The 23,615-nt window shown below is 63.2% G+C and carries 22 protein-coding genes; 17 read left to right on the forward strand and 5 right to left on the reverse strand.

What is annotated here, in order from left to right; genetic code table 11:
• Positions 1–28 precede the first annotated feature (28 nt).
• Both ACI5KX_RS05335 and ACI5KX_RS05340 read left to right on the forward strand, forming a co-directional pair.
• The gene (locus ACI5KX_RS05335; RefSeq protein ID WP_406809643.1) at positions 29–988 is read left to right on the forward strand and encodes an ABC transporter ATP-binding protein; all 960 of its coding nucleotides are present in this window, start codon (positions 29–31) and stop codon (positions 986–988) included.
• Positions 989–1,047: 59 nt separating this feature from the next.
• On the forward strand, positions 1,048–2,088 hold the full coding sequence (locus ACI5KX_RS05340) for a Fe(3+) ABC transporter substrate-binding protein (protein WP_406809644.1): 1,041 nt from the start codon (positions 1,048–1,050) through the stop codon (positions 2,086–2,088).
• Positions 2,089–2,091: 3 nt separating this feature from the next.
• On the opposite strand, the gene ACI5KX_RS05345 is transcribed toward ACI5KX_RS05340, so the two are convergent.
• Positions 2,092–2,769, reverse strand: coding sequence for a Fe2+-dependent dioxygenase (locus ACI5KX_RS05345; protein ID WP_406809645.1), 678 nt, complete (start codon positions 2,767–2,769; stop codon positions 2,092–2,094).
• Positions 2,770–2,854: 85 nt separating this feature from the next.
• Between ACI5KX_RS05345 and ACI5KX_RS05350 the strand changes: the two genes are divergently transcribed.
• Together ACI5KX_RS05350 and ACI5KX_RS05355 are read left to right on the forward strand one after the other, a co-directional pair.
• Positions 2,855–3,622 carry a hypothetical protein gene (locus ACI5KX_RS05350; protein WP_406809646.1) on the forward strand — a complete coding sequence of 256 codons (768 nt, stop codon included), beginning with the start codon at positions 2,855–2,857 and terminating at the stop codon, positions 3,620–3,622.
• Between the two features lie 130 nt (positions 3,623–3,752).
• The gene (locus ACI5KX_RS05355) at positions 3,753–4,568 is read left to right on the forward strand and encodes a ferredoxin--NADP reductase (protein ID WP_406809647.1); all 816 of its coding nucleotides are present in this window, start codon (positions 3,753–3,755) and stop codon (positions 4,566–4,568) included.
• 65 nt (positions 4,569–4,633) lie between these two features.
• On the opposite strand, the gene ACI5KX_RS05360 is transcribed toward ACI5KX_RS05355, so the two are convergent.
• Positions 4,634–5,023 (reverse strand): hypothetical protein, encoded by a 390-nt coding sequence (locus tag ACI5KX_RS05360; RefSeq protein ID WP_406809648.1) that lies wholly within the window; start codon positions 5,021–5,023, stop codon positions 4,634–4,636.
• A gap of 171 nt (positions 5,024–5,194) precedes the next feature.
• On the opposite strand from ACI5KX_RS05360, the gene ACI5KX_RS05365 reads away from it, so the two are divergent.
• Positions 5,195–6,337: an acyl-CoA dehydrogenase family protein gene (locus ACI5KX_RS05365; RefSeq protein WP_406809649.1), complete on the forward strand. Its 1,143-nt coding sequence runs from the start codon at positions 5,195–5,197 to the stop codon at positions 6,335–6,337.
• A gap of 209 nt (positions 6,338–6,546) precedes the next feature.
• Here the strand turns inward: ACI5KX_RS05365 and ACI5KX_RS05370 are convergent, their stop codons facing one another.
• Complete coding sequence (locus tag ACI5KX_RS05370) at positions 6,547–6,756, reverse strand: hypothetical protein (protein ID WP_406809650.1); 210 nt, start codon at positions 6,754–6,756, stop codon at positions 6,547–6,549.
• Positions 6,757–7,362: 606 nt separating this feature from the next.
• Between ACI5KX_RS05370 and ACI5KX_RS05375 the strand changes: the two genes are divergently transcribed.
• From ACI5KX_RS05375 to ACI5KX_RS05385, 3 genes are all read left to right on the forward strand, one after another.
• A complete protein-coding gene (locus ACI5KX_RS05375) occupies positions 7,363–8,103 on the forward strand; it encodes an SDR family NAD(P)-dependent oxidoreductase (protein WP_406809651.1) in 741 nt (246 codons plus the stop codon).
• Positions 8,104–8,440: 337 nt separating this feature from the next.
• Entirely contained in the window at positions 8,441–9,463 is a 1,023-nt protein-coding gene (locus ACI5KX_RS05380; RefSeq protein ID WP_406809652.1) for an aldo/keto reductase, read from the forward strand.
• Between the two features lie 91 nt (positions 9,464–9,554).
• Positions 9,555–10,229, forward strand: coding sequence for a response regulator transcription factor (locus ACI5KX_RS05385; RefSeq protein ID WP_406809653.1), 675 nt, complete (start codon positions 9,555–9,557; stop codon positions 10,227–10,229).
• Between the two features lie 84 nt (positions 10,230–10,313).
• On the opposite strand, the gene ACI5KX_RS05390 is transcribed toward ACI5KX_RS05385, so the two are convergent.
• Both ACI5KX_RS05390 and ACI5KX_RS05395 read right to left on the reverse strand, forming a co-directional pair.
• Complete coding sequence (locus ACI5KX_RS05390; RefSeq protein WP_406809654.1) at positions 10,314–13,016, reverse strand: TonB-dependent receptor domain-containing protein; 2,703 nt, start codon at positions 13,014–13,016, stop codon at positions 10,314–10,316.
• A 119-nt stretch (positions 13,017–13,135) separates the two neighbouring features.
• Positions 13,136–14,698: a hypothetical protein gene (locus tag ACI5KX_RS05395; protein WP_406809655.1), complete on the reverse strand. Its 1,563-nt coding sequence runs from the start codon at positions 14,696–14,698 to the stop codon at positions 13,136–13,138.
• A 326-nt stretch (positions 14,699–15,024) separates the two neighbouring features.
• Between ACI5KX_RS05395 and ACI5KX_RS05400 the strand changes: the two genes are divergently transcribed.
• From ACI5KX_RS05400 to virB11, 9 genes are all read left to right on the forward strand, one after another.
• Positions 15,025–15,435: a tetratricopeptide repeat protein gene (locus ACI5KX_RS05400; RefSeq protein WP_406809656.1), complete on the forward strand. Its 411-nt coding sequence runs from the start codon at positions 15,025–15,027 to the stop codon at positions 15,433–15,435.
• Between the two features lie 165 nt (positions 15,436–15,600).
• Positions 15,601–16,230 (forward strand): lytic transglycosylase domain-containing protein, encoded by a 630-nt coding sequence (locus tag ACI5KX_RS05405; protein WP_406809657.1) that lies wholly within the window; start codon positions 15,601–15,603, stop codon positions 16,228–16,230.
• A 55-nt stretch (positions 16,231–16,285) separates the two neighbouring features.
• On the forward strand, positions 16,286–16,597 hold the full coding sequence (locus ACI5KX_RS05410) for a TrbC/VirB2 family protein (RefSeq protein ID WP_406811322.1): 312 nt from the start codon (positions 16,286–16,288) through the stop codon (positions 16,595–16,597).
• Between the two features lie 21 nt (positions 16,598–16,618).
• Complete coding sequence (locus ACI5KX_RS05415; RefSeq protein WP_406809658.1) at positions 16,619–16,930, forward strand: type IV secretion system protein VirB3; 312 nt, start codon at positions 16,619–16,621, stop codon at positions 16,928–16,930.
• A 40-nt stretch (positions 16,931–16,970) separates the two neighbouring features.
• Positions 16,971–19,418, forward strand: a complete 2,448-nt coding sequence (locus tag ACI5KX_RS05420; RefSeq protein WP_406809659.1) for a VirB4 family type IV secretion/conjugal transfer ATPase — start codon at positions 16,971–16,973, stop codon at positions 19,416–19,418.
• Positions 19,415–20,602 (forward strand): type IV secretion system protein, encoded by a 1,188-nt coding sequence (locus tag ACI5KX_RS05425; RefSeq protein WP_406809660.1) that lies wholly within the window; start codon positions 19,415–19,417, stop codon positions 20,600–20,602. Before ACI5KX_RS05420 ends, ACI5KX_RS05425 begins: the two co-directional genes overlap by 4 nt.
• Positions 20,599–21,375 carry a TrbG/VirB9 family P-type conjugative transfer protein gene (locus ACI5KX_RS05430; RefSeq protein WP_406809661.1) on the forward strand — a complete coding sequence of 259 codons (777 nt, stop codon included), beginning with the start codon at positions 20,599–20,601 and terminating at the stop codon, positions 21,373–21,375. The genes ACI5KX_RS05425 and ACI5KX_RS05430 overlap by 4 nt, the downstream gene beginning before the upstream one ends.
• A complete protein-coding gene (locus tag ACI5KX_RS05435; protein WP_406809662.1) occupies positions 21,375–22,487 on the forward strand; it encodes a TrbI/VirB10 family protein in 1,113 nt (370 codons plus the stop codon). The genes ACI5KX_RS05430 and ACI5KX_RS05435 overlap by 1 nt, the downstream gene beginning before the upstream one ends.
• Positions 22,488–22,493: 6 nt before the next feature.
• Positions 22,494–23,519 carry a P-type DNA transfer ATPase VirB11 gene (gene virB11, locus ACI5KX_RS05440; protein ID WP_406809663.1) on the forward strand — a complete coding sequence of 342 codons (1,026 nt, stop codon included), beginning with the start codon at positions 22,494–22,496 and terminating at the stop codon, positions 23,517–23,519.
• The last annotated feature ends 96 nt before the right edge of the window (positions 23,520–23,615 follow it).

Below are 23,615 nucleotides of genomic sequence, written 5' to 3' on the forward strand. Positions count from 1 at the left end.
GAGCAATCGCCTGCGCGCATTGGAGGACGTGAGTCTTGCCGCTGCCGAGGGGGAGATCACCTGCCTGCTTGGCGCGTCGGGCTGCGGAAAGTCAACCTTGCTCAATCTGGCAGCGGGATTGCTCGAAGTGCAGCAGGGCAGCATCCATCTCGGCGGCGATATCCTCGCCGACCCGTCACGCAATCCGCCGCCCGAGAAGCGACCGGTCGGCCTCGTCTTCCAGGACGGCGCGCTGTTCCCGCACATGACGCTGGCGCAGAATGTCGGTTTCGGCCTGCCGCGCGGCGAGCGGGACAGGGCCGAAAGCTGGCTCGAACAGGTCGGGCTCGCAGGGCTGGGCGGGCGATATCCGCATGAGCTTTCGGGCGGACAACAGCAGCGCGCCGCGCTTGCCCGCGCGATGGCACCCGGTCCGCAGGTGCTGCTGATGGACGAACCCTTCGCGAGCGTCGATATCGTTCTGCGGCGGCGGCTGCGGCGCGATTGCCGCATCCTGCTGCGCGAGCGCGGCGCGACCGCGCTGCTCGTCACCCACGATCCGTCCGAAGCGCTCGACATCGCCGATCGGATCGCGGTGATGGAAGCAGGACGCATCGTCCAGTTCGGCACGCCGGCGGAATTGCACGATGCGCCCGCAACCGCATCGGTGGGCGCTATCTTCCGCGGCTCGCAAATCGTCCCGGCCGAGCGGGCAGGCGACGACTTGCAAACCGCGTTCGGCACCTGGCCCCGCGCTTGCATCGCGGGGGACCTGCCCGAGTCGCCGAAGCTCGAACTGCTCGTTTCCGCCGATCGCATCGATCTCCACCCCGATCCCGACGGATTGCCCGTGCGTGATATCCAGCCTCTCGGCGAGGGACACCGCGTCCTGCTCAATGCCGGGCAAGGTCTGGAAATCACTATCGAAACCTCCGCGCCGGTTGCGCCCGGCGAGCGATACCGGGCCATGCCGCACGCAGCGAGCGTGCGCGCCTTTGCCCCGACTTAGTCCTTGCACCCCTAAATTATAATGATAATCAGTCGCAAGAACTGATTGGAAGGACATTCATGTACAAGCGACTTATCGGCGGCCTGCTGGCGATTGCCGTGGCGGCGTGTTCGCCCGGAGCCGATACCGAAGATGGCGCAAAGGCCGATGCAGGCGAGGTCAATCTCTATTCCTCGCGCCATTACGATACCGACCTCGCGCTTTACGAAGACTTCACCGAGCAGACCGGTATCGCAGTCAACCTGATCGAAGCCGATGCCGACGCTCTGATCGAGCGCATCCGCAGCGAAGGCGAATTCTCTCCCGCGGACCTGCTGATCACGGTCGATGCCGGGCGGCTGTGGCGCGCCGAAGAGGCGGGCATCCTCTCGCCGGTCCAAAGCAATGTCCTGGCCGAGCGGCTTCCGATCTACCTGCGCCATCCCGACGGCTTGTGGTTCGGGCTTTCGACCCGCGCGCGGGTCATCATCTACAACAAGGATGCTGGCGAACCCGAGGGGCTGGAATCCTACGCCGATCTCGCAGATCCCGCCTTCCGGGGTGACATCTGCATCCGTTCGTCTTCGAACATTTACAACATCTCGCTGCTTTCCAGCATCATCGCCAATCGCGGCGAAGAAGCGGCGCAGGCATGGGCCGAAGGCGTGGTCGCCAACTTCGCGCGGCGGCCGCAAGGAAACGACACCGCCCAGATCGAAGCCGTCGCCGCAGGCCAGTGCCGGATCGCGGTGGTGAACACGTACTATCTCGCCCGCTATGCCGGAGGCGACGAGGACGAGCGCGCGATGTTCGACAAGATCGGGGTGATCTTCCCCAATCAGGACGGCAGCGGAGCGCATGTCAACATCAGCGGGGCGGGGGTCGTGAAGACTGCACCCAACCGCGCCAATGCGATCCAATTTCTTGAATATCTCACCTCGGAAAGCGCGCAGCGCTATTTCGCGGACGGCAACAACGAATATCCGGCAGTGGGCAGTCTCGAAGCCAATTCGGCGGTCGAGCAACTGGGCAGCTTCAAGCCCGACACGCTCAACGCCGCGGAAATCGGAAGGAACCAGGCGAAAGCGGTCGAGATCTTCGACCGCGCGGGCTGGAACTAGAGGTTAGGGATGGGCCCACATCCGCAGGAGGTTGGCGATGCTCTTGTCGAGCGTGAGCAACTCCTGCGGACCGGTGGTTTCCTTCTGCCGCAGCGAGGCACGCAGGTTTTCGAGATCGAACAGCAGTTCGCGCCGGGCCGGATCGGCGATCAGGCTTTCGATCCAGCCGACGCACACGATCCGTTGGCCGCGCGTAACCGGTCGCACTTCGTGCACGCTGGTCGAAGGGTAGAGCACCAGTTCGCCCGCCGCGCCGCGCACCTCTTGGGTCACGCCCGCGTGATGGATCGAAAGCTCCCCGCCGTCGTAATCGGCCAGGTCGCCGAGGAACAGCGTGAAGGACAGGTCGGTGCGCATCCGTGCGCTGCCGCTGCCCATCAGCGCGTTGTCGACATGCGCGCCGTAGTGCCCGGCATCCGCCGTGCGGCTGATCGTCAGCGCCGAAAATCGCCTCGGCCTCGCGGCAGCATTCACGACCGGGTTGTCCGCGATCAGCGGGAGCAGGATGTTGCCGAGCGCCCGGCCTTCCTCGCTCGTCATCACTGCCTGTTCGTTGCGCTTGACCTTTGCCGCCTGCGCTCCGGCGGTCGCGCGTCCATCGCGCCAGTTCAGCGTTTCGAGCCGCCGGCCGATGTCGGCGAGCGTATCGGGATCGGAAATGGCGGCTATCGACAGGATCATGATGGCAGCGAGGTCTGGCTCAATTGAATCACGCCTGCAAGCGCCTAAACTGTAAGATCGAACTCTGAAACGGGATGACGACGCGATGAAATCGACACTGAAGACATGGACCGGCCTTGGCCTCGCAACCGCGCTGGCCGGCGCCGGACTTGCCGGATGCGCCGGAGAAGGTGGCGAGGGCGGCGAAGGCGGAGAAAGCGCGATCGCTGGCGAAGCGGGTGAAGCGGGTGAAGCAGGCGAGGGCGAGGGCGGCGAAGGCGGCGCGCTTCCCGTCGAGCAGCGACTGGCCTTCATGTCGGGACACACAGAGGCGGGCATCGCGCTTTACCGTGCAGGCGAAAGCGAGGCTGCCGCGCCGCACCTTTCGCATCCGGTCGACGAAACCCACGCCGACGAGCGCGCGGGTCTCGAAGCGCTCGGGTTCGAGCCTGCGGTGTTCGAAGCGGTTGCGAAGGCGCTCGAAGAGGGCAAGCCCGCGAGCGAAATCGAGCCGCAACTGGAGGCCGCGCAGGCCAATCTCGCGGCGATGCGTGAGCAGGCCGGAGGCGATCCGGCGACGCTTATCACCTACCTCATGGGCGTCGCGCGCGAAGAATACGGCGCGGCGGTGACGGATGGGACCGTCACCGACCCGGCCGAGTACCAGGACGCGTGGGGCTTCGCCACGGTCGCGCGCCAGATCGCCGAGGGGATTGAGGGTTCGAAGGGCGAAACCGTGCGCGCCGAACTCGACACGCTGATCGCGCTATGGCCCGCCGACGCGCCCGTTCCGCCCGCCGACCCGGCCCCTGCCGGACAGGTTTCCGCACAAGCCTCCAAGGTTGAACTGGCGCTGGGCAGCAAGGGCGAGTGATCGGGGCGGGGCCAAGCGCCCCTTTCACCCCTTATCACTAAACTACCTTGATGCGCGGGCGCGAAACGTCCATTTGCGCCTTCGTTCACGCCGCGCGATTGCGGCCCCAGCAGCATTTCAGAGGCCCGTTTTGAACCAGCCTATCATCGATCGTGACCAGTTCCAGGAAAGCGGCGCACTTTCGGTCGAAACCGTCACCTATGTCCACCACTGGACCGACAGCCTGTTCACCCTGAAGATCACCCGCCCGCCGAGCTTCCGCTTCCGCTCGGGCGAATTCGTCATGATCGGGCTGCCGGGCGATAACGGCAAGCCGTTGCTGCGCGCCTATTCGATGGCGAGCCCAAGCTATGCCGAGGAGCTCGAATTCCTGTCGATCAAGGTGCAGGACGGCCCGCTGACCTCGCGGCTGCAGTATATCCAGCCCGGCGATCCCATCTATCTCGGCAAGAAGCCGACCGGTACGCTTGTCACCGATGCATTGCTGCCGGGCAAACGGCTCTTCATGCTTTCGACCGGCACCGGCCTCGCGCCGTTCATGAGCCTCGTCCGCGATCCCGAAGTCTACGGCATGTTCGACGAAGTGATCGTCGTCCACTCGGTGCGGCATGTCGAGGAGCTCGCCTATCGCGACCTCCTTGAAAGCAAGCTCGAAGGCGATCCGCTGCTCGAGGACGAGGACCGCGCGCGGTTCATCTATGTGCCCACCGTCACCCGCGAGGCGTTCCGCACCACCGGCCGCATCCAGACGCTGATCGACAGCGGCGACCTGTTCAAGGACAGCAAGGGGCCGCAGAAATTCGTGCCCGAAGACGATCGCGTGATGCTGTGCGGATCGATGGCGATGATCAAGGATCACGCCGCCGACCTCGAAACGCGCGGCTTCGAAGAGGGCGCGAACAACAAGCCCGGCCAGTTCGTGATCGAACGGGCATTCGTGGGTTGAGAAAGTCAGGCTGAGTCCGCTATTTCGAGCTCTGGTTTCCCATGCAGACGGTCGGGAATTGTCGCTTAGCCGGCCCGGAATTCTGCTTCAGAATTGAACAGTTTCACCGGAACCCCTGTCGTCTCTTGAACAGTTGAGACCACCAAACCAGAGAACTCATCGAGTTCGCGATTGTAGTGCCGGCCCTTCAGTCGATCCATCAAGCTGCGGTTGCTGCTTATGAGGATTAGCCAGGCGTCCGATCTCTGCATCATGCAGGTCAAGTTCGCCGAACCAACCTGATAGTCTGCATACCATCCATAGGAGTCCCACTCCGCAGGAGGCTCGATGAATTCGACACCCTTCGCCTCAAGGGCGCCGACGATTCGCGCAAATAAAGGCTTTACCGTCAACTGCTCCACATCCGGATCGATTGGTTCTGATACAGTCTCGAACGTGATGAAGCGACTATTCATGGGAGAATTTCTACGCTTGAATAGTTAAGAATGTCTACTCTCACTAGCTAGGTTGAAGCCGGTCGCTAGCTCGGATCTCTAGTTTCCAACTTGTAGCTTTCGCGCTTGACCCGTGCATCGTGGCGCGGTTGTATCGTCGCAAAGTGAACCATTCTCCGAAAGTCACCACCAATGCTCAACACCGCCCACCGCACCGCCTACAACGAAGACCACGAGGCATTCCGCGATACCGTCCGCAAGGTGCTCGCCGAGCACATGGTGCCCTATCTCGACCAGCACGAGGAGGAGGGCATCGTTCCGCGCAGCGCGTGGAAGGCGCTGGGCGAGGCGGGGATGCTGTGCCCCACGGTCAGCGAGGAGAACGGCGGGCTCGGGCTCGATTTCGGCTTCAACTGCGTACTGAATGAAGAGATCGCATACATCGGATCGTCCGCTGGCTTCACGCTGCAGAACGATATCACGGTCAATTACTTCGAGCGGCTCGGCAGCCCCGAGCAGAAGGAAAAATACCTGCCCGGCATGATTTCGGGCGACATCATCACCGCCATCGCCATGACCGAGCCGGGCGCGGGCAGCGACCTGCAGGGCGTGCGCACCACCGCGATCGAGGATGGCAACCACCTCGTGATCAACGGATCGAAGACCTACATCACCAACGGCCAGAACGCCGATGTGGTGATCGTCGTCGCCAAGACCGATCCTTCGCAAGGCGCCAAGGGCACCTCGCTGGTGCTGGTCGAGGCGGGGACCGAAGGTTTCGAAAAGGGCCGCAACCTCGACAAGATTGGCCAGCATTCTGCGGACACTTCCGAGCTGTTCTTCCAGGACTGCCGGGTGCCCAAGACCAACATCCTCGGCGGCGAGGGGCGCGGCTTCGTGCATCTGATGGAGGAGCTTCCGCAGGAGCGGCTCAGCATCGCCGTCACCGCGCAAGGCGGGGCGCAGCGCGCGTTCGACGAGGCGGTGAAGTTCACCAAGGACCGCAAGGCGTTCGGCAAGACCGTGTTCGAATTCCAGAACACCAAGTTCACGCTCGCCGATCTGAAGGCCAAGCTGCAGGTCGGCTGGGCGCATCTCGACTGGGCCATCGCCCGCCACCTGCGCGGCGAGCTGACCACCGACGAGGCCAGCGCGGCGAAGCTGTGGCACACCGACATGCAGTGGGAGATGGTCGACGCCGCGCTCCAGCTGCACGGCGGCGCGGGCTACATGAATGAATACCCCATCGCCCGCCTGTGGCGCGACGCACGCGTCCAGCGCATCTATGGCGGGACGAACGAGATCATGAAGGAAGTCGTGAGCCGGTCGATTTGAGGGGCTTCGGGGGCTTTAGTTGAAAGCGACGGGGTGTCGCAAATGGCGACCCTAGTGCTAACTTTCCGCTCTCGACCCAGCTGCAGACGCTCGTCGCTTGGTATCAATGAGGGCCGCAGCGCAGAACGCGCTACGGCCCCTCATTTATTCCCGATTTGATCATCTGCGGCTGTAGGACCGCAAGGCGTGATCAAGGTGCTCTTGGTCGTTTATGGGCTGACAGGGATGTCGTCGTCATCGTTAGTGAAAGCAAGAACGCCGATAGCGACGATGCCGGCTATAAGGGCTGCTGCAACGATGCCGGCCCCGCCTTCCAATTCACTTTCACCTTCAACAGGCGCACTTGCTGGCAAGGACTGGGCAACGACAGGCGCTGAGACCAGACTTGCAGCTGCAAGAGAAAAAATGATCTTCTTCATATAATAATGACTCCGCTTTGGTTTACCTCTCCCTTTTGCGAGTTACACAAAAAGTGTCAATAAATCATTCTATAAATCAAACTCGGGGCTATTGTGGGCTGGAGCGTTGCTCGCGTGAGATGAGCTGCGCAATGACAGTGCTACGCTACTTTTCTCACTTTCTGATCGATGGTTGCGCAAGGTGAAGTAGCGATGCTCCGCCCTTTGGAGGAGGGTCTACCTTGTGCCCAGTTTCCACCCATCAGCTTCCGCGCGGATGGTTTAGGGGCTAAAACTAGAGCGGACGGTCGAGCAATGCACCAGTCGTCGTTCTTCACCGTTCGAATTCGCGGCGTGTCAGATCGGGAATTGCCGATCGTTTGTCTCGTATTGGACATCTTGATTAGCAAAGACAGTCAACGCGACCCGAAGGGTTCGGATTTCGATTCGGCTCTCTATTTTCAAGCCCCGCCTTCGAGCGGGGCTTTTTTTGCTTTGTCTGCTTTCCACCCAAGAGTCGCCATCGGTCAGACCCACTCGCCCCTCCGATAGCGGACGTAAGACTGGAAGGGACAGCTTTACAATTCGCCTCCCGCGCTTCTTTAGTGTCCCCAAGGGAGAGCAGCCATGACAGACCCACTCGATTTCACCGGCAAGCGCGTGCTCGTCATCGGCGGGTCGTCCGGGATCGGCAGCGGGATCGCGCAGGGCTTTCGTGGGCGCGGTGCAGAAGTCACCGTCACCGGCACGCGGCCCGATGCGGGCGATTACCTCGAAGCCGAGGACAGCGATTTTCGCGGGCTAGCTTACCGCCAGCTCGACGTGACCGATCGCGACGCGGCGGGCGCGCTGGCGGAGGCGATCGGGCCGGTCGATGTGCTCGTGCTCAGCCAGGGCATCGTCCATTATGGGCGCAAGGAATTCGGCCGCGAGGGTTGGGACGAGGTCATCGACGTGAACCTCAATTCGGTGATGGATGTCGCCCGCGCCTTCCACGACGATCTTGCGGCCCGGGGTGGCACGATGATCGTCGTCTCCTCGGTCGCCGCGTTCAAATCTACCCTCGGCAACCCCGCCTACGGGGCCTCGAAAGCGGGAGCGGCGAGCCTCGTCAAATCGCTCGGAGAAGCGTGGGCGCGCGACGGCGTGCGGGTCAACGGCATCGCTCCCGGCCTCGTCCCGACCAAGCTGACCACCGTCACCACCGAACATCCCGAACGCCGGGAGGGCGCGCTGCGCTCGATCCCGCTGGGCCGCATGGGCACGCCCGAGGACATGGCGGGCGCGGCGCTGTTCCTCGCTTCACCGCTGAGCGCCTACATGACCGGGCAGACGCTGGTGGTCGATGGCGGGCTTACGCTTTCGTAGAACTCCCCTTCGTCATTGCGAGCGACCGAAGGGAGCGCGGCAATCCATCTTCCGACGTTGGACCAAGGATCAAAGACAGGTGATGGATTGCTTCGCCTTCGGCTCGCAATGACGAGGGAGGGTGAGCGCCCTTTCCTACCCGGTGCCATCCGTGGCATGAAAAGGGATATATGGAAGAGCCGGAGACGCGAAATCGATTTTGCAAAGTGTCAACTTCGTACCGGCACTGTTTTCGACCGTAATTACAAGACGATAAACCGCGAAAACCCGGTTGACACGGTGTCAACTCTGTCAACTTCGTAGGAAATAATCCGCCATTCCGGCGCAGGAGCACGACATGAAATTCACCCGCCTCGGCAATTCCGGCCTCATGGTATCGCAGCTGTGCCTCGGCTGTATGTCCTATGGCGATACCACCAAGGGCTGGCACGGCGACTGGCTGCTCGGCGAGGAAGAGAGCCGCCCGTTCTTCCGCAAGGCGCTCGAAAGCGGGATCAATTTCTTCGACACGGCGAACGTCTATTCGGGCGGCACGTCGGAGGAGATCACCGGCAAGCTGCTCAACGAAATGGCGCACCGTGACGAGATCGTGGTCGCGACCAAAGCCTATTTCCCGTGGCGGCAGGCGCCGAATGCGGGGGGCAATTCGCGCAAGGCGCTGATGCAGGCGGTCGACGACAGCCTGATGCGGCTGGGGATGGATTACATCGATCTCTACCAGATCCATCGCTGGGACGATGCCACGCCGATCGAGGAAACGATGGAGGCGCTGCACGATATCGTGAAGGCGGGCAAGGCGCTGCATATCGGTGCGTCGTCGATTTACGCATGGCAGTTCGCCAAGGCGCAGGAGACCGCGCGGGCGAACGGGTGGACGCCGTTCATTTCGATGCAGAACCAATTGAACCTGCTCTACCGCGAGGAGGAGCGCGAAATGCTGCCGCTGTGCGAGGACGAGGGCGTCGGCGTGATCCCGTGGAGCCCGCTCGCGCGCGGGCGGCTGGCGCGCCCTTGGGGGGAGGAGACCGTGCGCAGCGAAACCGATGGCGTGGGCAAGGCGCTTTACCGCGAAGACGAGGCCGACAAGGCGATCGTCTCGGCGCTTGCCGAGCTGGCGCAGAAGCGCGGCGATGCGATGGCGAGCCTTGCGCTGGCGTGGCATTTCACCCGGCCTGCGGTCGCCGCCCCGATCGTCGGCGCGACCAAGCCGCATCACATCGATGCCGCGCTGGCCGCGCTCGACATCGAGCTGTCGGTGGATGAGCTGGCCGCTCTGGAAGCGCCCTATCATCCCAAGAACCCCACCGGAATGGGCATGCCGCTGCCGCCGATGGACACGGTTTCGATAAAATCGGAGTAATGTGACAAACTGACATCTCCGGTCGAAAATCGGTCACGACACCGTCACAGAGCGGCGTCAGTTCTGGTCCCGCAACGATGCGGGGCGATTTGTGGACCTAATCAATATCTTCCTGACCGGAGAGCTGGGCGAAACGCTCGAAGAGTTCGTCCATGACGATCAGCGCTTCATCTTCGACCGGATTGGACCCGAAGGTCCGCGGCGGCTGGTCGAAGGCCCGGCGTGGATCTTCGTCGACTGGGTGATGGACGATCTGGCGGGGCTCGAGATGTGCCGCCGCCTGCGCGCCGATCCGCGCACGAGCGAGGCGCATATCACGCTTGTGCTCGAAGAAGACGATGTCGAGGATCGGCGCCGCGCGCTGCGCGCCGGGGCGGACGACTACATGGTCGGTCCGCTCGACCGCACCGCGATCCTCGACCGGGTGCTCGCGCTGCAATCGCGCTATTCGGAGAGGCACGCGACCCAGCGGATGGAGGTCGGGCGGCTGACGATCGACCTCGCCGCTTTGCAGGCGCGCTGGGATGGGGAGCCGATCGAGATGCGGCCCAACGAATTCCGCCTGCTGCGGTTCTTTGCCGAGAATCCCAACACGGTACTTTCGCGCGAGGAACTGATCGCCGGCCTGGGCAAGCGCGAACCGCCGATCGACGAGCGCACAGTCGATGTGTGGATCGGCCGCCTGCGCCGCGCGATCAAGGCCGCAGGCGGCGGCAACCCGCTGCGCACCGTCCGCTCGATGGGCTACGTCTTCGATCTGCCCTGACAAGCCGAGCCTCGCCAACATTCGAAGAAAAAGGGCCGCTCCCTTGCAGGAACGGCCCCGAGGGTATTGGAGAGGGTTACTTGGTTAGAACTCGGCCTTGATCCCGAACGAGAACGAGGTCCCGACTTCGTAGGTGTTGATCTCGATCCGGTTGTCGCCGAGCTGCTGGAACTCGAAATTGTCTCGGTCGAAGATGTTGCGCGCCTCGAACGACAGCTCGAGCGGGACACCGGCGAGCGCGAGGTCGGTGCGCGCGACGATATCGACGGTCACGCCCGGATCCTCGACCACATCCGGCAGCGCGCCGCCGCGCAGGGTCACGCGCTCGCTGGCATAGTTGACGAGCACGGTCAGCTGCTGGGTCTTCTCGGTGTCTTCGATCCCGATCGAGACGTTCGCAACGTGGTCCGATTGGCCAACCAGCGGGGCGCCATCGTCGAAGATGAGGCTCGAAAGCTGGTTCGGGTTCGAGGTCGTCGGCGAGATGTCGTCCGGGCCGACCGAAATTTCCGATTGAGCGTAGGTGTAGTTGGCGAGGAACAGCAGCTGCTTGGTCTCGAAGAAGCTGCCGCCGAGATTGTACAGGTCGATGCCGTAAACGAAATCGACCTCGGCACCGTAGAGATTGGCGCCCGGCGCGTTGGCGAAGCTGGTGAGGACCTGTCCCGAAGCCGAGATCAGCGTGTTTTCGATCGGGCTGTCGATTTCCTTGAAGAACCCGGCGACGCTCACGCGGTTCGGCCCGCCGAGGTAGTATTCGGCGCGCGCTTCGAGGTTGATCAGCTCGCTGTCATTGAGCAGCGGGTTGCCGCGGAAACGGCGGTTCGAATCCGGATCGAAATAGGTCTGTTCGACCAGCTCGCGAAACTGCGGGCGGGCGATCGTCTGCGAAGCCGAGAGGCGCAGTTGCAGGTCGTCGATCGGTTCCCAGGTGATCGTCCCGCCGGGCAGGAAGTAATCGTTATTGAGATTGGTCGGCGTCGCCCCGGCGATCGGCGAGTTGAAGATCGTCTGGTCGAGCGCGACGAACTGGCTCGCATCCTCGTATCGGACACCCGCTTCGATCGTCAGCCGATCGGTCGGAAGCCAGCGGAACAGGCCGTAACCCGCGTAAATCTCGAGCCCGGCATCGAACACCGGAAAGGGCGAAGCTTCGGTGAGCGTGACGTTGAAGCCGGCCAGGGTCGCCCCGTTGATGATATCGCCCGGACGGCGCAGGCCGAGGGCGGGGACGATCGAGTCGGGCAGGACGTCGCCCGAGATGAACGGTCGGAATTCGCGGCTCGAAGAGCGGCGGGTGGTGTCCGAATAGGCCCCCCCGATCGTTACCGAGAAGCTGTCGAACAATTCGTAGCTGAGATCGGCGCTGCCGAACCACAGCTCCTCTTGGAGATCGTCGAAGGCGATCGTGGTGATCCCGGCGTCCGAAAGCTGGTTGAAGTAAGCGACGAACTGGTCGCCATAGGGATCGCCCGGAATGTTGGTGCGGGTGTAGCTGACCGTGGTGTTGAACGGTGCCTCGCGATCGGTCCGGGCGTAGCCGCCGCGCAAATCGATATCGAGCCGGTCGAAGTCGAGCTCGGCGACCATCTGCGTGTCGATCAGCTGGCGTTCGAACCACGCGGTCTGCTGGTTCTGGAAATCGAACCCGTTGAACCCGGGCAGGATGTCGGTGCCTTCTTCGAGACGCGCGGTCTTCAGCGTGTCGCGGATGTAGAGGTTGGTCCAGCGGAGCGTGTGCGGACCGAAATCGAGTCCGAGGCCGAGCAACGCGTTCACGAGGATATTCTCGTCGGTGATGAACGTGCGGAAGTCCTGGAACAGCTCCGACAGGTCCGAACTGCCGCCCTGGCTGATCACGGTGCGATTGCGCAGCGAATTCTTGATCGAGGCTGTGGCGATCACGCCGAGATAGGTATCGCTGCCAAGCTCGAACGACGCACCGCCAGTGATCGAGCCGGAAAGGTTGGCGCGCTGCTGCGGGACTTTCTGGAGCGTCACGAGATTGAGCGGCATCAGCTGCCCGGCGATCCCCTCGCTGACCTCGATCGGCACGGTGCCGATACGCTCGCCGCTATCGAGGAAAGCCTGCAGGTTCGATGGAATGTCGCGATTGCCATTGTCGAAGCCGAAAGAGTCCCAATCCGAACCGAAATAGGTGAGACCGTTCTGGAACGTCGTTTCGGTATCTCCTCCGACCGACAGGCTGACATTGAGAAAATCCTCGACCGGCACAGCCTTGGTGGTGAGATTGATCACGCCGCCGCCAAACTCGCCGGGATAGTTGGCCGAATAGGTTTTCTGGACCAGCGAGGAAGCAACCACGTTGGTCGGGAAGATATCGAGCGGAACGACGCGGCTCAGCGGCTCGGGACTCGGCAGCGGCAGGCCATTGAGGAGCGCGAGCGAGTAGCGATCGCCAAGCCCGCGGACGAAGACGCGGCCGTCGCCCACCACCGAAAGGCCGGTGACGCGGCCGAGCGCGCCGGCGATGTCGCCTTCGCCGGTACGGGCGATGTCGGCTTCGGTCAGGACGTTGAGAACCTGCGTCGAGGAGCGTTCGGGATTGCGGTTGCGACGACCGGTAACGATGATCCCGCCACCCGGGACGGACACCTCCGGCTGCTCGAACTCTTCCTCTTCCTGGGCGGTCTCTGCCTCGTCGGTCGTTTCTTCTGCAGCTTCATCTGCCGGAGGCTGGTCCGCGGACTGCGCGTGCAGAACTGTCGGAAACGACAGCGACGTGGTGAGGAGCAGCAAGCCTGCGAGGCGTTTGCCGGTCGACATAATGCGAAAACCCCTGTGTCTAGGTTCTTGAATGTCGGGGCTGAAGAGCCCCCATTGCATCTATGAGTGGGGGAGGCGCGACAGCCTGCCACGCCTCCCCATCAATCGGTCGGGCGCGATCAGTAGACCGGCAGCGAGGTGCAGGCGCCGGTGGCGCTGCCGAAGTCCATGATCGACGAGTTGCAGGTCCAGTCGCCGAAGTTGTCGGTGATGTCGTCGTTCTCGGCTCCGATGAAACCGAAGTCGGTGAAGAACGAGGAACGGGCGGTCGGATCGAACGAGGTAATGCCGTTCTCGAAAGTGCCGTTCACCAGCGTGTTGGTGAGCGTCAGCGTCGCGAGCAGGTTGTTGTTGGTCCCTGCGTCGACGACCGCCTGGACATCGGCATCGGCAACTCCCGACGAACCGCGAACCGGGCGGTTGGCGCCATCGCAGACGATCGAGTCGAAACCGATAATGGCATTGAGAGTGATGGTTTCGTCGATCCGGATGCAGACGTCATCGGCAGTATCGACGTCGATCACGCCGTTGGTCAGGCCGAGCGCCGGGCCGCCGCGTGCGCGGATGGCCTGCGACGAGGAAGACGAACGCTGCACGAAAGTGAAGTTGTTCACCTGCAAGCGGCTTTGCGGCAGGGCATTGCCCGGCGTGCCGTCGGCAAGGTCGTCCGGCGAGTCGAACTCGATGAGGCTGTCGCCCGTGCCACTGCGCTGCACGACCACCACCGTTTCGACATTCGCCTGCGCGCCGCTGTCGACATCGAGCGAGTCGTCCGACGCGCCGATTACCGCGAGGTTCTTGATGTTGACCGAACCGCCGAAGAATTCGACGCCGTCGTCCGAGCTGTTGAACGACAGGATGTTTTCGAGCGTGGTTCCCGAGCCCGTGCCGCCGGTGGTCAGCGACTGCAGTTCGTTCGACTGCTGCAGTTCGAAGCCCGAGAAGCGGATCTGGTTGTAGGTCATCGAACCCGAGCTGTCGGCGCTGTCGGTGCCGCCGAACGGCGTGGCGACCACGGTGCCTTCGAGCTGTTGTTCGCACTGCGGATTGGCGTTCGGCGCCGCAGCGGTGTTGAACACGAGGTTCGAACAGTCGGAAACGGGCGCGCGGCCCAGCAGCACCACGCCGCCCCACTGGGCCTGGCTGTTGTCGCTGGCCACGCCGAGCACGTTGTCGCGGCTGGTCCAGATGATCGGCATCGTTTCGGTGCCGTTGGCTTCGATCGTGTTGCCGCGATTGACCACGAGGAACGATTCGGCCTGCGCGAAGAAGATCACGCCCGGATCGACATTGAGCGTCACATCGGTGCCGGTGCTGCTGAAGCCCTGGTCGGTGCCGACATTCACACGGCCCGAGATCTCATAAAGCAGGCCGTCGATGCGCGGGAGGCTGTCGTCGACGTTGAAAGTCGCCGGAAGACGGCAAACGCGATAGTCGCCGGTCGGCGTGTTGCTGAGGACGCCGCGATCTTCGAGACCGCCGGTCGAGCTGATTGTCGGACACCCTGCAGCCGCGGTGACGGTCGCGCCGCCGGTCGGGGTCGGCGTTGGTGTCGGCGAGGGCGACGGGTTGTTGATGATGATGTCGCCGCTGGTGCCGGGCGAGACGATTTCGTCCGCGCCACAGCCTGCAAGAGCTACAATGCTGGCGCCGAGAACGAGAGTGCGTTGAAGATTTTTCACAGCGAGCGGTCCCCTAAAAACCGAGTGTCAGTACATGCGACTTGGTTCGCAGGGGTGGCGCTAGGCGGGGCGCGTGACAGATTTCTTGCAGGATTACCGTTTGAATTCAGTATCTACACAATTTCCGAAGTGCGACCGAAGTATGACAAATGCGACATTCGACAGGAGAGCTCGCACTCGCCGGTCGGACGAATGAGACTCATTTATTACACCTAATAATCAGAGGGTTGGTCAGTTAAATGGCCTAAAAATGACAATGTTACAGTTTTGTTGCATTTGCGTGAAAGGTGTTTCACATTTGCTCCGATTGAGAAGGAGTAGCGGAAATGATCCTCACGACCGTCGCATTTGCCATTGCTGTCGCCAATCCGGCTGCAGCCGATTCGGTATCGGCGCAGATGGCGAGCGAACCCGACGTCAGGCTCGCTTCCGCATCGCTGGCGCAGGGCAGGGAAGGCGAGGCCATCCGGGTCCTCGAATCCGAGCTCGCTGCAAATCCCGACGACCCTGCGATCCTCATCAACCTTGGAATTGCGCACGCGCAACGCGGAGATGACACACGGGCTCGCGCGCTGTTCCGCGCTGCCATGGCGAGTGAAGAGGCGATCGATCTCGAAACTGCCTCGGGCCACACCAGCGATTCACGACGTCTCGCCCGCCGGGCACTCGGGATGCTGGATCGCGGGGAATTCCGTCCCGCAGTCGGGGCCACGGAAACGCTGACGCTACGCGACTGACGGGCTTATTCCGCGCGCACCGATGGGGGCGTGTCTGAGAAGACGCGCCTCTTTTGCTTTCGTCGTCTCCCACCCGATCAACGGGTTTCTCGAAGACTTCGGCGCAAAATTGTCACCTGCGTGTCATTTGCGGTAAGCATGGGAGAGCTTCGGAGGGTCCACCTGATGATTCTCGCGCGCGCGAGCATGTACATTCTTAGCGTCACGATCGCTGCCTTCGCTTCGCAGGCGCAGGCCGACGTGATGGAAATCGACGCCACCGGCGCCCGTTGGGTCGCGGGCGGCGCTGGCGCACCGCTGCCCGGCGACTCCGCCCAAGAAGCGAGCGTGGTCGAATTGAACGCCGCGCTGGTGCCCGACGAAATCGTCGCCGACACGTCGCGTCACGCAGCGGCTATCCCTGCGCAATACACGGCCAAGATCCACGAACTCGCCCGCCGGTTCGACCTCAGCCCTAGCTTGCTCGAAGCGGTGGTGTGGCAAGAGAGCCGCTGGCGGGAAAACGCCGTCTCGCCCGCGGGTGCGCGCGGTCTGGCGCAACTCATGCCGGGAACCGCGCGTTACCTCGGTGTCGATCCGGACGATCCCTACGCCAATCTGGAGGGCGGGGCGCGCTACCTGCGCGAACAGCTCGACCGTTTCGATGGCGATCTTGAAAAGGCGCTGGCGGCCTATAATGCCGGTCCCGGACGGGTGATCAGAGCCGGGGGAATCCCGAACATCCGCGAGACGAAGCATTATGTTGCTGCCATTATGGGGCGTCTCGCGAGTCATTCCCGCGTCGATGGCCAATAGGGGACATGATCGACACGCACCGAGCTTTCTGAATTTGAAGAAGATGGACACATTGATGAATTCCTTGATTACTCTTTTTGCCCGCGCTGCCGCGTTGTTGACGGTACTGGCCATGCCGAGCGCGGCGTTTGCGCAAGGGGTGGACCCGCAAGGGTCTGGCCCCATCACAAATGCGCTGCTCTGGCTCCAGAACACGCTGCTCGGCACCGTTGCGACCACCGTCGCGGTGATGGCCGTCGCGGCGATCGGCTTCATGATGCTTACCGGCAGGATGAACTGGCGCTTTGGAGCGACCGTTATCATCGGCGTGTTCATCCTGTTTGGCGCGACCACGATCGTCGCCGGGATTCAGGCGGCGGCAGGCTAGGAGAATGCAAAGAGTCGGAAAATGAGCGATCTTACCCGTCATCCGGTGCACCGCGCACTCACCCGTCCGCAGATGTTCGCGGGCGTGACTATGAATTTCTTCATCATCAACATGATGGTGACGACGATCGCCTTTCTGATCCTGAAGGACTTGCTGATCGCGAATGTCGTGATGCTGCTGGTCTTCCTGCTGGTGCCGGTCGTGATGCACGCGGTCGGCTATTTCGCTTCGCTGCGCGAACCGCGCATTTTCGACCTCTGGATCGCCAAGGTCTCCAAATGCCCGCGCGTGCCCAATTACAAACGTTGGGGCTGTAACAGCTACGCCCCGTAACGTGATGCAACTGGCCACCTGAAAGGAGGGCCGACACAGAATGCCAAAGTGGATCGGACCCGCTGCATGGAGCGCGAAAGAAGCGCGCGCTGGCGACCGGCTGCCCTATGCGCGGCTGGTCGATGAAAGCACGGTGCTGCTGCGCGACGGATCGGTGATGACAGCGATCCAGGTGCCGGGCCTGTTGTTCGAAACCGAGGATTCCGACGCACTGAACGCGCACGCTGCCACCCGCGAGGTGATGCTGCGATCGACTCTGGATGCGCGCTTCGTGCTCTATCACCACGTGATCCGCCGCCGGGTCGAGGTCGAAATCGACGGCACATTCGATGATCCTCTCTCGCGCCATATCGATGCGCGCTGGAAGGAACGGCTCGCGGGCGGCTCGCTGTTCATCAACGACCAGTTCGTCACGCTCATTCGGCGCCCGGCGCGGGGCAAGGCTGGATTGCCCGAACGCATCGGCAAATTCTGGCAGCGGCGCGGGCAGGAAGAGGTCGAGGCCGATTACAAGGACCTGCGCAGTCTCAAGGCTGCGGCGACCGGTCTCGTCGCCTCGCTGTCGGCCTACGGTGCAACGGTCCTCGGCGACTATACCGGGCACGGCGAGGGCACCAATTCGGAGATGCTCGAGTTGCTCTCGGCCATTTACAATGGTGAGATGCGTCCGGTGCGTCGCCCGCACGAGGACACCGATATCGGCCAAATGCTGCCCTATCGTCGGGTGAGTTTCGGTCTCGACGCGATGGAATCGCGCGGATCGGGCGATCCCGATTTCTCTGCGATCCTGGGGCTCAAGGATTATCCCGAAGCGACCTCTCCAGGGCTGCTCGATGGCCTGCTGCGGCTGCCGCACGAGATGATCGTCACCGAAAGCTACGCGCCCAACGAGCGGACAACCGCGCGCGAACGGATCGATCTTGCGCTGCGCCGCTCACGCTCGGTCGACGAGGAGGCCGCCGCCGAACGCGCCGACATGATGGCCGCGCGCGACGCGCTGGGGAACGGCGCGGTCGGCTTCGGCGACCACCACCTTACGGTGCTCGTGCGCGAACGCTCGCTCGATCGTCTCGACGATGCCACTGCGGCCTGTGCCGCCGCGCTCGCCGATACCGGCGCGATCGCGGTGCGCGAGGACACCAATCTGGAGCCGGCGTTCTGGGCGCAGTTCCCGGGCAACGAGGAATACATCGTGCGCCGTGCGCTGATTTCCTCGGCCAATATGGCAGGCTTCGGCAGCTTCCACGGCTTCGCTTTGGGGCAGGCCACGAACAACCACTGGGGCGACGCGGTCACGCTGCTGGAAACCACCAGCGCAACCCCGTTCTTCTTCAACTTCCACCACGGCGACCTTGGCAATTTCTCGGTCATCGGGCCGAGCGGATCGGGCAAGACCGTGGTGATGAACTTCCTCGCCGCGCAGGCACAGAAGTTCAAACCGCGCACCATCCTGTTCGACAAGGATCGCGGCGCCGAGCTGTTCATTCGCGGGATCGGCGGGCGTTACGACCGCATCAACGCGGGCGAGCCGACCGGCTTCAACCCGCTGGCCTTGCCCGATACCCCTGCGAACAAGGCATTCCTGCGCGACTGGCTCGGTGTGCTCCTCAAGGCGGAAGGCCCCGAGGAACACGCCATAATCGCTTCGGCGGTCGATGCCGCGTATCAGAACGATGCCAGCCTCAGGCGCCTCAGACACTTCAAGGAATTACTTGCGGGCGCGCGCCGTCCCGAACCGGGCGACCTTGCCGACCGGCTCGGCGCATGGATCGGCGATACCAGGGGCGAAGGCGGCGAACATGCGTGGCTGTTCGACAATGAGCGCGACCTGCTCGATCTCGACCGCCGCGTGCTCGGCTTCGACATGACGCAGCTGCTCGAAAACCCGCGCCTGCGCACTCCGGTTATGATGTACCTGTTCCACCGGATCGAAGAACGGCTCGACGGGCAACCGACGATGATCCTGATCGACGAGGGCTGGAAGGCTCTCGACGACGAGGTTTTCGCTGCGCGTATCCGCGATTGGCTGAAGACGCTGCGGAAACGCAATGCTCTCGTCGGATTTGCGACACAGTCCGCCCGCGATGCGCTCGAAAGCCGCATTTCGGCTGCGCTGGTCGAGCAGACCGCAACAATGATCTTCATGCCCAACAGCCGCGCGCGGCCCGAGGATTACATCGACGGCTTCGGTCTGACCGATCACGAATTCGCGCTGATCCGTTCGCTGCCCGCGCACAGCCGCTGTTTTCTCGTGCGCCAGCCCGATGCGAGCGTCGTTGTACGGCTCGACCTCTCGGGCGCCCCCGAAGTGCTCACCGTGCTCTCGGGCCGCGAGGTCGCCGTGCGCCGGCTTGACCGGTTACGTGAAGCGGTGGGTGACGAGCCTTCGGAGTGGTACCCCGCGCTCACCGGCCATGCGTGGCCCGACGGGGCGAGCGGTCTCGACGAGAATGGCATTCCCTTGCCGGTCTGGCAGGCCGCCGAATGACGACGAGCTGTGATCTCGTCGCCCAGGATATGGGCACCGGCGTCGCTGCGGCGCTGACCGCGGTCGATTGCATCGCCTCGCAGATCAGCGAGCAGGCGTTCGGGCGGTTGTTCGGTACCGACGGGCAGCTGGCGTTCGCGCTGACGCTGTTATTGGTGCTCTATGTTGCGTTCTTCGGCATCAGCCTGATGCTCGGGAGGTCGAACCTCTCGGTCCGCAACCTCGTCCCTCGCATCATGACCATCGGACTGGTGTTGACGTTCGCAACCAGCTTCGCGGCTTTCTCGGCGATCTTTTACAACGTCTTCGTCGGCGGGCCGGACGAGATTGCTGGCGTCATCACAGGCACCCAGGGTTCGGCCACGGCGACCTTCGCTCAAAAGCTCGACGTGGTTTTCCTCGCAGTCCAGCAGGCGAGCGGCGATGCGACCGATATCAGCCTGTTTTCTCCCGAGGGGATGATGTGGGCGGGCGCAATGATGCTTCTGCTCGGCACCGTCGGCTTGCTCGTCACCGCACGGATCGGGCTTGCACTGTTGCTCGCGGTGGGGCCGATCTTCGTCGTGCTCGCTCTGTTCAATGGCACACGCGGCCTCTTCACCGGCTGGCTCAAGGGTGTGACGATGCTCGCCATCGCACCCCTGTTTGCGGTGCTGGGCGGATCGATCATGCTCGAAATCGCCGTGCCCATCCTTGCGTCGCTCGTCGCCATCCCCGGCCAGATCGACCAGCAAGCAGCGATGGCGTTCTTCATGGTCGGCTTCGTTCACTGTGCGTTGATGGTGATGGCGCTGATCGTGTCGGTGGTGATGGTCGGCAAGTGGCAGGTGTTCGGGCTGGTCCCCTCGAAGGAGGAGAAGAGCGCTAACGACACACTCCGCGCGGCCCCGCAAGCTGCGCCGCTGCAAACGGGCTTTTCGCGCGCCTCGCAAGTCGCTCCCGCTGCAGCATCGACCGGCCGACGCCGCATGGATGTCGTCCCGCAGGCCGCCGTGGTTGCGGCCAACGACACCGGCGGCTCGGGCCGCACGACCGTCCGCGAGACCAAGGTGTTCGCCACCTCTTCAGGCAGCGGTCAGGCTGCGCCGCTTAACCCTTCATCTTCCCGCACCCGCGGGATCGGCAACCGGTTCCGCAACGCGGGATCAGCCAAGATTTCGCGAAAATCGGAGAACACGCAATGATCCGCGCCGACTTCATTCGGCTTTCGCTCGCTTCGGCGGCGCTTCTGCTCGCGGTACCCGCGCTCGCACAGGACCAGCGGCTGCAAACCCGCGTCTATGACGAAGCGACCGTTTTCCAGATCAACGGCAAGGTGAAGGTCCAGACGACCATCAAGTTCCGCGAGGACGAAGCAATCGAAAACGTCGCCATCGGCGACAGCCAAGCGTGGCAGGTGCAGCCCAACAAGGCGCAATCGTTGCTGTTCGTCAAACCGCTTGAACCGAACGCCAAGACCAACATGACGGTGGTGACCAACAAACGCACCTATTTGTTCGATCTCGTCTCAAGCCCGCGCAACAACCCGCTCTATGTGCTGCAGTTCAGCTATCCCAAGGCCGAGAAGGCCGAAGAAGAGGCGCGGCTTGCGCGTGCGGCGGAGCGCGCGCGCGAGCAGGCGAATGCGGTCGAGATGGCAGCCGCCACCGATCCTCTCGCGGTTGCCGACCCCGAGCGCCTCAACTTCGCGTGGGCGAGCACAGGCGATGCCGAGCTCATTCCGGAGCAGGCTTATGACGATGGCGAATCGGTATACCTGACCTGGCCTGAGGGGACGCCGATCCCGGCCATCCTCGTGCGGAATTACGAGGGTGAAGAGGGGCCTGTGAACTTCACCGTGCGTGGCAACACCGTGGTGCTCGACGTGGTGCCGGGGATGATCGTGCTCAGGTCGGGCGACGATTCCGCGACGCTTACAAATAATGGCCCCGCGCTCGCGGCAAGGGAGATCAAGTGATGCGACTGGCAATGCGGCTTCCGAAAAAGGACGGTTCCGGCGGCGATCCGCGCGAGCAGGAATCGGCGGAGATCATCGACCTCGCAAGCCGCAACGGCTTTCCCGCGGTGGTCGATCGCAAGGCGAAGTCTGACGGACTCGGCCTCGCAGTCGGCGTCGCTATCGTCGGCCTGCTCGGAGCAACGACATTCTGGGCGATGCAATCTGCGCAGGTGCAAGAGCAGCAGCCGGTCGGAAACGCCAATGTTCAACCCCCGGTGCAGGCCGCAGCGCCCGTTCCGGTGACCGAACCCGCACTGCCGCCGCAGGAAGTCGAGCCCTCGCCCGATCCGGCTCCCGCACCGATCCTCGCCAATCAGCCGAGTACCTCTCCGGCAACCAATCCCTATGCGAGCCCGACCATGGTCTACGATGCGAGCACGGCAGCGCAATCGAGCCGCGTGCTCGAAGCGCCGAACTCGACGACCGCTTCGGGCGCGCCGGGCACCGGCGACACCGGTGCGGAAGGTGCTGCAGCCGCGTTCGCGAGCCGGATCGGCGGGGTCGGCGGCGCGCCCGCACAGGCGCGGGCGATGGCCAATCCCACCACCACCGTCACCCAGGGCACGCTTATCCCCGCGATCCTCGAAACCGCGATCAACACCGACGTACCGGGCTATGTCCGCGCGGTAGTGAGTCAGGATGTACGCAGTTTCGATGGCAAGCGTGTGCTGATCCCGCGCTCCTCGCGTCTGATCGGCCAGTACCAGTCGGGCGTCCAGAACGGTCAGAAGCGCGCCTATGTCATCTGGACCCGGCTGATCCGGCCCGATGGGGCTTCGGTCAACATCGCGTCGCCCGCCGTGGGATTCGATGGCACGACCGGCCTTGCGGGCGATGTCGATAACCACTTCTTCAAGCGCTTCGGTTCTGCGTTGCTGCTGTCGGTCGTCGGCGGACTCGGGGCGGTCGCTTCGGGAGGTGCATCGGTCGTGATCGGCGGGGCGGGGCAGAGCGCCGCCAGCACCGCCTTGCAGCAGGACGGGCAGATCGGTCCGACCATCCGGGTACGAATGGGCGAACCGATCCGCGTCTTCACCGCGCGCGATCTCGATTTCAGCACGGTCCAATAAGCAACGATGAGCGCCGACATTCATCCACTCGCGACAGCCGACGGGGACGATACTCCCACCGACAGCCTCACTGCGCTGGGTGAACGCAGCGTCTATCTCGACGCCTACCTCGCGCCGTTCAAGCGCTGGCTCGATCGCGACACCATCACCGAAATCATGGTCAACCGACCCGGCGAGGTGTGGATCGAGGACGCTTCCGACCCGGGAATGAGGCGGGTGGATACGCCCGAAATCGACGACCGTCTGGTGCAGCGCCTCGCCGAACAGGTTGCGCGGGTTTCGCATCAGGGCATCAACCGAGAGCATCCGCTGCTCGGAGCGACCCTTCCAGACGGCGCGCGCATCCAGTTCTGCGGGCCGCCTGCGAGCCGCAAGCATTGGACCATGGCGATCCGCCGTCACCGCCGGCTCGACCTGCCGCTCGATGCCTATGACAGTGGGCCGCTCTCCGGTGAAACCGAAGTGGCGATGCCCGATGCGCAGCAGGAACCGATCGCCTACCTGCGCGAAGCGATCCGCCATCGCCGCACGATCCTCATTTCCGGTGGCACCAGCACCGGCAAGACCACGTTCCTCAACGCCATGCTTGGCGAAATCCCGCGTGAGGAGCGCGTCGTGCTGGTCGAGGACACCCCCGAGCTCAAATTCCCGGGCGAGAATTCGGTCGGCCTTGTGGCGGTGAAGGGCGAGTTGGGTGAAGCAAAGGTTACTCCGAACGAGCTGCTTCAGGCCGCCCTGCGCCTGCGCCCCGACCGCATCGTGCTGGGCGAATTGCGCGGGGCGGAGAGCGTGTCTTTCCTGCGCGCGATCAACACCGGCCATCCGGGCAGCTTTTCGACCATCCACGCCAACTCGCTGCGCGGCGCGCTCGAACAGCTCGCGCTGATGGTGATGCAGACCGGGATCGGCCTCTCCCGCTCGGACACGATCGCCTATTCGGCCAGCGTGATCGATGTGATCGTGCAACTCGGCCGCGATGCCAATGGCAAGCGCGGCATCACCCAGATCGCCGACAGCCGCTCTCTGGTCTGAACGACCGCCCGCGGAACGGTGTGACAAGCGCCCCTGCGTCAATTACACGACTCGCTGGTTTTGGCACGAATTGCGGTCGCCCGCGTTCATGTATGG

This window comes from Erythrobacter sp. GH1-10 (assembly GCF_045363165.1).
Taxonomy (GTDB): domain Bacteria; phylum Pseudomonadota; class Alphaproteobacteria; order Sphingomonadales; family Sphingomonadaceae; genus Erythrobacter.

What these genes read in the sequence shown, in the direction of transcription:
- ACI5KX_RS05340 (WP_406809644.1), top strand. Translation starts at nt 1,048, where the DNA reads ATGTACAAGCGACTTATCGGCGGCCTGCTGGCGATTGCCGTGGCGGCG.
- ACI5KX_RS05345 (WP_406809645.1), bottom strand. Translation starts at nt 2,769, where the DNA reads ATGATCCTGTCGATAGCCGCCATTTCCGATCCCGATACGCTCGCCGAC.
- ACI5KX_RS05350 (WP_406809646.1), top strand. Translation starts at nt 2,855, where the DNA reads ATGAAATCGACACTGAAGACATGGACCGGCCTTGGCCTCGCAACCGCG.
- ACI5KX_RS05360 (WP_406809648.1), bottom strand. Translation starts at nt 5,023, where the DNA reads ATGAATAGTCGCTTCATCACGTTCGAGACTGTATCAGAACCAATCGAT.
- ACI5KX_RS05365 (WP_406809649.1), top strand. Translation starts at nt 5,195, where the DNA reads ATGCTCAACACCGCCCACCGCACCGCCTACAACGAAGACCACGAGGCA.
- ACI5KX_RS05370 (WP_406809650.1), bottom strand. Translation starts at nt 6,756, where the DNA reads ATGAAGAAGATCATTTTTTCTCTTGCAGCTGCAAGTCTGGTCTCAGCG.
- ACI5KX_RS05375 (WP_406809651.1), top strand. Translation starts at nt 7,363, where the DNA reads ATGACAGACCCACTCGATTTCACCGGCAAGCGCGTGCTCGTCATCGGC.
- ACI5KX_RS05380 (WP_406809652.1), top strand. Translation starts at nt 8,441, where the DNA reads ATGAAATTCACCCGCCTCGGCAATTCCGGCCTCATGGTATCGCAGCTG.
- ACI5KX_RS05390 (WP_406809654.1), bottom strand. Translation starts at nt 13,016, where the DNA reads ATGTCGACCGGCAAACGCCTCGCAGGCTTGCTGCTCCTCACCACGTCG.
- ACI5KX_RS05400 (WP_406809656.1), top strand. Translation starts at nt 15,025, where the DNA reads ATGATCCTCACGACCGTCGCATTTGCCATTGCTGTCGCCAATCCGGCT.
- ACI5KX_RS05405 (WP_406809657.1), top strand. Translation starts at nt 15,601, where the DNA reads ATGATTCTCGCGCGCGCGAGCATGTACATTCTTAGCGTCACGATCGCT.
- ACI5KX_RS05410 (WP_406811322.1), top strand. Translation starts at nt 16,286, where the DNA reads ATGAATTCCTTGATTACTCTTTTTGCCCGCGCTGCCGCGTTGTTGACG.
- ACI5KX_RS05415 (WP_406809658.1), top strand. Translation starts at nt 16,619, where the DNA reads ATGAGCGATCTTACCCGTCATCCGGTGCACCGCGCACTCACCCGTCCG.
- ACI5KX_RS05420 (WP_406809659.1), top strand. Translation starts at nt 16,971, where the DNA reads ATGCCAAAGTGGATCGGACCCGCTGCATGGAGCGCGAAAGAAGCGCGC.
- ACI5KX_RS05425 (WP_406809660.1), top strand. Translation starts at nt 19,415, where the DNA reads ATGACGACGAGCTGTGATCTCGTCGCCCAGGATATGGGCACCGGCGTC.
- ACI5KX_RS05430 (WP_406809661.1), top strand. Translation starts at nt 20,599, where the DNA reads ATGATCCGCGCCGACTTCATTCGGCTTTCGCTCGCTTCGGCGGCGCTT.
- ACI5KX_RS05435 (WP_406809662.1), top strand. Translation starts at nt 21,375, where the DNA reads ATGCGACTGGCAATGCGGCTTCCGAAAAAGGACGGTTCCGGCGGCGAT.
- virB11 (WP_406809663.1), top strand. Translation starts at nt 22,494, where the DNA reads ATGAGCGCCGACATTCATCCACTCGCGACAGCCGACGGGGACGATACT.